At 36.3% G+C, this 6,940-nt stretch carries 6 protein-coding genes; 4 read left to right on the forward strand and 2 right to left on the reverse strand.

Going from position 1 to position 6,940, the window contains the following annotated elements; all coding sequences use genetic code 11:
* The 3 genes from AC1DUW_RS17840 to AC1DUW_RS17850 all read left to right on the forward strand — a co-directional run.
* Positions 1–413, forward strand: a 413-nt coding sequence (locus AC1DUW_RS17840; protein ID WP_477643102.1) for a sensor histidine kinase, incomplete at its 5' end; no start/stop codon positions are given.
* A gap of 150 nt (positions 414–563) precedes the next feature.
* On the forward strand, positions 564–1,787 hold the full coding sequence (locus AC1DUW_RS17845) for an MFS transporter (RefSeq protein ID WP_053345127.1): 1,224 nt from the start codon (positions 564–566) through the stop codon (positions 1,785–1,787).
* A gap of 134 nt (positions 1,788–1,921) precedes the next feature.
* Positions 1,922–2,653, forward strand: a complete 732-nt coding sequence (locus AC1DUW_RS17850; protein WP_053345126.1) for a ZIP family metal transporter — start codon at positions 1,922–1,924, stop codon at positions 2,651–2,653.
* Positions 2,654–3,303: 650 nt separating this feature from the next.
* Here the strand turns inward: AC1DUW_RS17850 and AC1DUW_RS17855 are convergent.
* Together AC1DUW_RS17855 and AC1DUW_RS17860 are read right to left on the reverse strand one after the other, a co-directional pair.
* The gene (locus AC1DUW_RS17855) at positions 3,304–3,504 is read right to left on the reverse strand and encodes an aspartyl-phosphate phosphatase Spo0E family protein (RefSeq protein ID WP_244923443.1); all 201 of its coding nucleotides are present in this window, start codon (positions 3,502–3,504) and stop codon (positions 3,304–3,306) included.
* Positions 3,505–4,192: 688 nt separating this feature from the next.
* On the reverse strand, positions 4,193–6,352 hold the full coding sequence (locus AC1DUW_RS17860; protein WP_053345124.1) for a PAS domain S-box protein: 2,160 nt from the start codon (positions 6,350–6,352) through the stop codon (positions 4,193–4,195).
* Between the two features lie 284 nt (positions 6,353–6,636).
* On the opposite strand from AC1DUW_RS17860, the gene AC1DUW_RS17865 reads away from it, so the two are divergent.
* On the forward strand, positions 6,637–6,940 hold a 304-nt coding region (locus AC1DUW_RS17865; RefSeq protein ID WP_477643103.1), incomplete at its 3' end, for an acyltransferase family protein.

The raw sequence follows: 6,940 nt of genomic DNA on the forward strand, positions 1-6,940 counted from the left end.
CAATAATAGAATCCGAAGCACGTTACTTAAATATTGAGGTGGAATGGAACATCGTAAAGGAACCAATCATGGTTTATTGTACAAAGGACCAACTCAAACAAGTCATTCTTAATATTACCAAAAATGGCCTGGAGGCAATGGAGCTTGGCAAAAAGCTAACCATACAAATTTACAGAGAAAATGAAAAGGCAAAAATAGAAATCATCGACACTGGGCATGGGCTGAATGAAAAAGACATCAGTAAAGTGTTCGAGCCATTCTACACGTCCAAAAAAGAAGGAACTGGATTAGGTCTTTTCGTGTGCAAGCGAATTATTGAACTTTTTAATGGAACGATCGAGCTTACAAGTAAACCTTTAAAAGGTACAACAGTTATTATTAGTTTACCCATATTAAATGACAACTTGGAGTAATACGATCATTTATGAGTTTATTTCTCATATGCTGGGCATTACGAACACTAACAATTGATTTAAACAAGGGTGTAATACATACAGAGCACACTTACGAACGAATGATTGAAATATGTAGGATTCTTATTTTAGAAAGAAGGAAATATACATATGGCAAGTATCACAGCAATTAAACCTGAACCGCAAAAAAAAGATATGACACTGAAGATCATGATTATCATAGGAATATGTCATTTAATGAATGATTCCCTTCAGGCCGTTGTACCGGCCATGTTTCCCATTCTTGAAAAATCAATGTCTCTAACGTATACACAGCTAGGGATGATTGCATTCTGCTTGAATATCGTCTCATCGCTTCTCCAACCTGCAGTTGGCTTTTATACAGATAAAAAGCCCCTTCCCTATGCATTACCTATTGGATTGACCAGCACTTTAATCGGGGTCATCCTTCTCGCACTTGCACCAAACTATACTATAATCCTTGGTGCAGTCATTCTAATGGGCTTTGGGTCAGCCATTTTCCATCCGGAAGGCTCCAGGGTTGCATACATGGCTGGAGGTCCTAGGAGAGGACTGGCACAATCAATTTATCAGGTTGGTGGGAATAGCGGGCAAGCTCTTGCCCCTCTCATTACTGCCATCGTACTTGTTCCATTTGGTCAAAAAGGTGCACTTTGGTTTGCCTTAGTTGCCTTTACAGCCGTTATGCTGTTACTGTATATTGCCAAATGGTATTCTCAAAAGCTGGTGCACTTCAAGCCGAAAAAGGTTGCAGCTAAAGTAATTAATAAAGAGCGCTCCCATAAAGTGGCCAAAGCTCTGGTCTTAATTTTATTCATTATTTTTGCCCGTTCCTGGTATGTCTCTTGCATGACGAACTTTTACAGTTTTTATTTAATTGAGCAGCATTTATTCACGATAAAATCCGCACAGATCTTCCTATTCGCCTTTTTAGCTGCTGGGGCTGTAGGAACATTTTTTGGCGGACCTCTTGCTGACCGGTTCGGCCGTAAAAACGTGATTTTCTTTTCTTTCGCTGCCAGTACGCCTTTAACCGCTCTGTTGCCATTCGTCCCGCCTACAGCCGCCTTTATCCTATTATTGATCGCGGGATTTATTATTATGAGCAGCTTTTCAGTTACCGTAATCTACGCACAGGAATTAGTTCCAGGCAAAGTAGGAACAATGGCTGGCTTGACCGTCGGCCTAGCATTTGGAATGGGCGCCATAGGATCTGTTTCATTGGGGGCAATTGCAGATGTCATCGGAATCGCATCCATGATTAAGCTTGTAGGATTCTTGCCTTTGTTAGGAATCATCAGTTTGTTGCTACCAACTGATCTCACTCTAAAAAAATGGTATGCCGAAGAATAAAACACATAAAGAATTACAGTACTACCAAATGAGTTTTTCCTGGAACCTATTTTTATCATCTCAATACAAAAAATTATTGTTTCACTCAGAAAACACACAAAAGTAACGATAAGTACCATACAAAGGAGAAATTTATGAGTGGAATTTTATTAGGCAGCATCCTATCTGCTATGTCTACAGGGGCCGGTGCGTTACCCATCTTGTTCATTCAAGGTTCAATCACACATCGCTTTAGAGACACGCTTCTGGCATTTACTGCCGGTATTATGATGGCTGCTTCGTTACTGAGCCTGATTCCCGAGTCTTTAGCCACTGGGGGGTATATTCAGCTTGTTATTGGGGTTTTTCTCGGGGTCATGACATTAACAATTATGGAGAAAAACATTCCACATATCGATCTCAGTCATACGAAAAGTGGCATTCAATTCGATGAAAAGGCTTTGCTTATCATTACAGCCATTACACTGCATAATATCCCGGAAGGTCTCTCTGTTGGGGTCAGTTACGCCTCAGATGCGGCTGATACGGGCAATTTAATTGCTTTTGCTATCGGTCTGCAAAATGCTCCGGAAGGTTTGCTTGTCGCCTTGTTTTTAATCAATCAAAAAATCGGAAAGTTTACGGCGTTCATCATAGCCACTTTAACCGGTACCATCGAAATAATCACAGGCCTAATAGGTTTTTATTTAACTTCTTACATTGGTTTTTTAGTTCCATACGGCCTCGCTTTCGCCGCTGGTGCTATGCTTTTCATCGTCTATAAAGAATTAATCCCTGAAAGCCATGGGGATGGAAATGAGCGCACATCCACCTATTCCTTCATTGTCGGCCTATTGTTTATGGTTATATTATTGGAAATTTTATAATTCTCGTGCATTCATGGCTGGCCCTTTAAAATGAGTCAGCCTTTAGTTTTTGCATCTCAGACTAATGATATATTTTTAAAGTTGTCATTTAAGCCAGATACACCTATGAAGCTGCCTTCATACAAGTAACCACCTATAATTTTCTGTATATTTAGAAAGTGGTATAGTTATTGAACCCCTCAATCATAAAAGAATACTATGTACCTCTGTTGAGTTAACTTACTCCGACATATAAACCTAACACTCTAATTTACCAACTAATTGAACTTTTCTAGCTTTTTAACCAAATTGAACTTTTCCTGCAACACAAAGAATGTCCTCAGAGCCTTCCTCTGTTCACTCCTCTGCAAGTTGTCCAAACTAAGAGAAAAATAAATATAAACTATCCCCTTATTTTTAATGATCTTTGTATCAAATCTTTTGAAATCATATAAGCAGACAGCACATCACAACGTTCATCACTCTCTTAAAACAAAGCTGCCCGACTTCTCTCTCCGCATTTAAATATTTATATATATTCCATCCTTGTTCTTATGTTTCCTTAGTTCATTACTAACAGGATTGAAAAAAAATATATACACCATATGAGAGTTTACTCCCCTTTATTTTTTTCCATTTCTAATTTACAAAGTCATTTCATTCAGATCCATTTAAAATGTAAAATCATCATTAAAGGGCTTCTGTACAATAACAACCATTTCTTCTCGTTTATTTCTCACTTCAACTGACGAATGATGTTGAAGGATTAAATACTCATTTATCAGTTTATCAAGTTGCTCGCTTTGGCGAAGGGTATACTCATGACTCATCCCATACATTTTTGCCAACTCCATCATTTCCCAACGCTTCATTCGAATTTCAGAACAAATTTCCGTAGTACTCCTAGAATTCATAACAACACTCACTACTCCTGCCCTTTTAAAGTTACATTATAATAATGAAGTATTACAAAATATGCCTTATATGTAAATAGATTCGCAAAAAAAGACAAAACTTCTTAAATTGCGATAAAGCCTGACCCTTCAGCGGACATGATATGACGAGAATTTCTTATCATAATCTACTTGTTTTGATTTAGGATCCTAAGTCTTAAATAGATTTACATACTGCTAACTCTGAACCTTGAGCCAATATTATTCATATTTAATTTTCACTGTTTTGTTACTTGCTAAAATACTTCGACAGTTTACCACCATAGCAAACTAGAACGAAATTATCAATAAGTAATAAGTTAATAGAGTGCCTTAAAGAGATTCATTCACTTCAAGGAAAGATAGAACTTCATTAACAAAATGGCAAGCAATAACCGTTGGATTTTACATTAAACCTGTAAATCTCAATTAGATTCTAAATTTGAGTCCTCCGTTAATTTCAATGAAATTAGCGTTGAGGGATGAAATTCAAAAAAGGAATCCATCGAAGAGGGATTCCTTCTTAACATTCAGACTTACTTATGCTTTCTGAAAAAATAACAAAATAGGGGAAGAAAATTCATCTTCTACTCTTCAAATTGCAAGCAACCTATCTTCATCCTCCTGTTTAACTCTCGAATGGTAAATATATATGAAAGCTAGTCCCCTTCTCAACTTTACTCTCCACTTCGATATAGCCATTATGTTCCTCAATAATTTTATAGCTAACCATAAGTCCCAGCCCTGTCCCTCTATCCTTTGTCGTATAAAAAGGTTCACCCAACTTTTTCAGCATTTCCGTCGAGATTCCCATCCCTTGATCGATAATGGATATACAAACGTACTTCTCGGAAAATCTTCTCGTCTTAATACGAACAGAACCACCATCCGGCATGACTTCCAATGCATTTTTAATAATATTAATAAATACTTGTTTTAGCTGATTTGCTTCGCAGAAAACAGTAAACTCTTCTTCTTCAAAGTTCGTCTCAAATTGAATATTTTCCAGTAGAGCTTGAGCGGCAAGCAACTCAAGCGTCTCCTTCAGAATTGTATGAACATCTTGTTTGAAAAATTTAAGTGCTTGAGGCTTTGCCAACACCAAAAATTCAGTGATTATGGTTTCAATCCGCTTAATTTCAGAGGTAATAACATGAAAATATGTAGAGAAATCACCCTTGACACCGTCCTCAAGCAATTGGATGAATCCTTTTAAAGCCGTCATTGGATTCCTAATTTCATGGGCAATCCCTGCAGCCAGTTCACCAACAACATTTAAGGTATCTGATTTCCGAATTTGCTCCTGCATTTCAAGATTTTTACTCACATCACGAAAAATGGTTAAATGCAGGCTCGAATATAAATTTTCTCTAGTTAAAAATTCAATATGCTTAACTCTTCCATTTTCAAACATTATCGGGATGATAGATGAGTAAACCCCATGTTTGTAGACTTTTTCAATATGAGCGTTCAGATCAGCTGCATTCCCAGGTATTTTTTCAATAAACTCCTTAACAGTAAAAGAAAGAAGTTTATCCTTCGAAATCCCCAAAATTCCCTGTCCCGCCTCATTAATGTCTGTAAACCCTTTTTCATTCCATAAAATCAAGCCATCTAATGTTCCCTCAAAAATTTTCCTGAATTTCTTTTCACTATCCCGTAATTCTTTCTCAATCAGCCATCGCTCGCTGACATTCCGAAAGATTGTCACATTATAACCTTCACCTTCATGTTTTTTTGCAGTTAATTCAAGTAATTTAATTTGATGATTCGGCATTTTATAAATCAGTTCACCCCTGACCTGGGTGTCTCTTTCAAACGTATCCATCATCTGATTAAAATGTTGATTATTGCTGTAGACATATTTCCAAATATAACTGCCTATCAAGTCTTCCCTACTAGACTCAAATATTTTACAGGCTGAATGATTTACTCGAAAAATGATTCCGTCATCATTCCAAAATATTATCGCATCCATTGACTGGTCAAATAATTCTGCAAAAATCCTTTCGCTCGTCTCTAACTTCTTTTCCATTAAATTCGATTCAGTAAGCTTTCGAAACACCGACATATATAATTCATTTCCGACTGTGGAACTTAGTGAAAAAATAAATGGATGTGGCTCATCATGAACTATTATCTCTACCTCTCCTCTGAAGTTCGACTCACTGAAGACTCTTCTAATACTTTCTTCCCAATATGACTTATATTTTTGGGAAATGAGATCCGTCATATTTTTTCCGACAATATCCTTTTTCGGAATGCCCAGGACATGGATAAATGCATGATTCACTTCTATGATTATTCCAGAGCTATCAAAAAGTACGATGCTCTCAATGGCTGTATCAAAAATGTCCAAAAACATCTGCCGTGACATTAATGTTTCCCGGGAGGATGAAACATCCAATGTCACATCCTCCAAACGATAAATTTGCTGTCCTTCGGAAGGTGCTCCAATACGCAAAAATTCAATTTGCTTTAGCGCTCCTGTATGAAGCTGAATCATTTTCTTTTCTCTTTCCTCGCTACTACTTTGTGAGCCGAATTCTTCTTGAGTCAAAGGGATGACCTGAAGAAAATCAGTTAACTTCAGTAACTCCAGCTGCTCTCTCGGTGTTTCCAACAGAGTACAAGCTGCCTCATTCACATAAGTGAACCTTAGTTCCTCATCTACCCTAATATAGGGCTCTAACATAGAATTGAAAATTTCGTTATATCTTTCAATCTGTTTATTTAATTTTATAATTTTTTGTTTATATCCCGTTTCATTCTCATAACCTAAATTCATATTTACACCCCTTATTCAAAGACCAATACTTACCCAACTTTATTCGACAACTATCTTAAATCTCCTCGGTATTTTCAAAAATCAGTAAAATCATATTACCTACCAAAAGTCAAAATTTTACTTTATTTTAAATTATAGTATGTTGAATCGACTAATACTTAGAGTTAAGCTTAATTTAAGAATGATTTAATAAAATTACTAATATGAGATTTAATTCTATSGATTAAGGGTATATAAATAACAATGCTTTCTAGCTACCTTAAAATTTATTAATGGAGGCAAATATGAAACAACGTGATTTTTTCTTTGATAACGCCAAGTTCATTCTCATGGCCTTTGTCGTCTTTGGACATTTACTAAATACGTATATACACGACAGTGAAACAATTTACGCTCTATATAAAACCATTTATTCCTTTCACATGCCTGCTTTTATCCTTGTTTCAGGGTTCTTTGCAAAAGGTTTTTATCAAAAAGGGTATTTAGCTAAAATTACAAAAAAATTAATTTTACCTTATATTATTTTCCAATTGATATATACCGTTTACTATTATTTCTTATATGAACGTACTGCCCTCACAGTAGACT

This window comes from Peribacillus sp. P4_C12, assembly GCF_056402095.1.